Origin of the sequence: Brevundimonas sp., assembly GCF_041688735.1 — a bacterium.
GTDB lineage: Bacteria > Pseudomonadota > Alphaproteobacteria > Caulobacterales > Caulobacteraceae > Brevundimonas.
Genome location: NZ_JBDNHO010000116.1, coordinates 1 through 1,440 on the forward strand (window position 1 = coordinate 1; position 1,440 = coordinate 1,440).

At 71.1% G+C, this 1,440-nt stretch carries 3 protein-coding genes; all 3 read left to right on the top strand.

Features of this window, described 5'->3' with window-relative positions:
- Positions 1–69: 69 nt before the first annotated feature.
- Positions 70–390 carry a DUF3253 domain-containing protein gene (locus ACESMO_RS12420; protein WP_372708463.1) on the top strand — a complete coding sequence of 107 codons (321 nt, stop codon included), beginning with the start codon at positions 70–72 and terminating at the stop codon, positions 388–390.
- A complete protein-coding gene (locus ACESMO_RS12425) occupies positions 374–997 on the top strand; it encodes a uracil-DNA glycosylase family protein (RefSeq protein ID WP_372708464.1) in 624 nt (207 codons plus the stop codon). Before ACESMO_RS12420 ends, ACESMO_RS12425 begins: the two co-directional genes overlap by 17 nt.
- Positions 994–1,440 (top strand): alpha/beta hydrolase (locus ACESMO_RS12430; RefSeq protein ID WP_372708465.1); only part of this gene is annotated, 447 nt, incomplete at its 3' end. The genes ACESMO_RS12425 and ACESMO_RS12430, both read left to right, overlap by 4 nt.

Consider the following 1,440-nt stretch of genomic DNA (forward strand, 5'->3'; position numbering starts at 1 on the left):
GACCGTTACTTTCGCGACCATCGCTCGCTCCGCCTTTGTTCTGCTCTCGCCATGCAGCATATAGGGGCGATGAGCGACCCCATCGAAACCGCCATCTTCGAAAAACTGGCGAAGGCCGACCCCAAGGGCGTCGGCGGCAAGAGCATCGAACCGGCCGAGGTGGCCAAGGACCTGCAGCCCGAGCAGTGGCAACGCATGCTCCCCAAGGTGCGTGGCGTGGCGCTGAACCTGATGCGTCAGGGCCGGCTGACCATCACCAAGAAGGGCAAGCCGGTCGATCCCAACGCGGTCAAGGGCGTGATCCGCCTGCGCCTGCCGACGGACGCTGAAGCGGCTGCGGCCAAGGCGGCCCTGCCGCCCGTCGTCGAGGACGATGACGACTTCGCCTGACGACCCCGGCGGCCTCGACGCCGTCCTTGCCGACATCCGCTCCTGCCGGGCGTGTCTGGGCCAGCTGCCGCATACGCCGCGCCCCATGGTCCACGTCTTTGCCCAGACGCGGCTGCTGATCTGCGGCCAGGCACCGGGCCGACGGGTGCACGAGAGCGGCCTGCCCTTCACCGACCCGTCGGGCGACCGGCTACGCGACTGGATGGGTGTCGATTACGACACCTTCTACGCCGACCGCCGTCTCGGCGTGGCCGCCCAGGCCTTTTGCTATCCCGGCACCGCGCCCCCGACGAGCGGAAGAAGCGGCGGAGACTATCCGCCGCCGCGTCGCTGCGCCGAGCTGTGGCGACCCCGGCTGCTGGCGGAATTGCCCGACGTGGAACTGACCCTGCTGGTCGGCGGCCATGCGCAGGTCTGGGCGCTGGGCGACCGGGCCAGGGCGAACATGACCGAGACCGCGCGGGCGTGGCGCGACTACGCGCCGTCCATCCTGCCGATGCCGCATCCCTCGTGGCGCAACACCGCCTGGCTGCGGCGCAATCCGTGGTTCGAGGCCGAGGTCGTGCCGTATCTTCGCCAAAGGGTTCGGGGCATTCTGGACGCATGAAGCGCGCGATCATGGTCCTGTTGACGACGCTGGCGCTCGCCGCTTGCGCCACGCCCGCGATCCAGCCGCTCAGGTCGCCGCCGCCCGGCTTCACGGGGCCGTCCGTCCAGGCCGACGCCCTGACCGTGGACGACGGCGCGCGTCTGCCCCTGACGCGCTGGACCCCGACTTCGGGCGCGGCCCCCGACGTCGTCATCGTCGCCCTGCACGGGGTCAATGACAGTCGCGCCGCCTTCCGCCTCGCCGCCGCCTGGTGGGCCGAGCAGGGGATCGAGACCTGGGCCTATGACCAGCGCGGCTTCGGCGGCGCACCGGGCAAGGGCGTCTGGGCCGGGGAGGCGCAGCTGGTTCAGGACCTGCGCGTGGCAGTCGACCTGGCCCGCGCGGCACACCCCCAGGCCATCATCGTCGTGGCGGGCGAAAGCATGGGCGGCGCGGTCGCC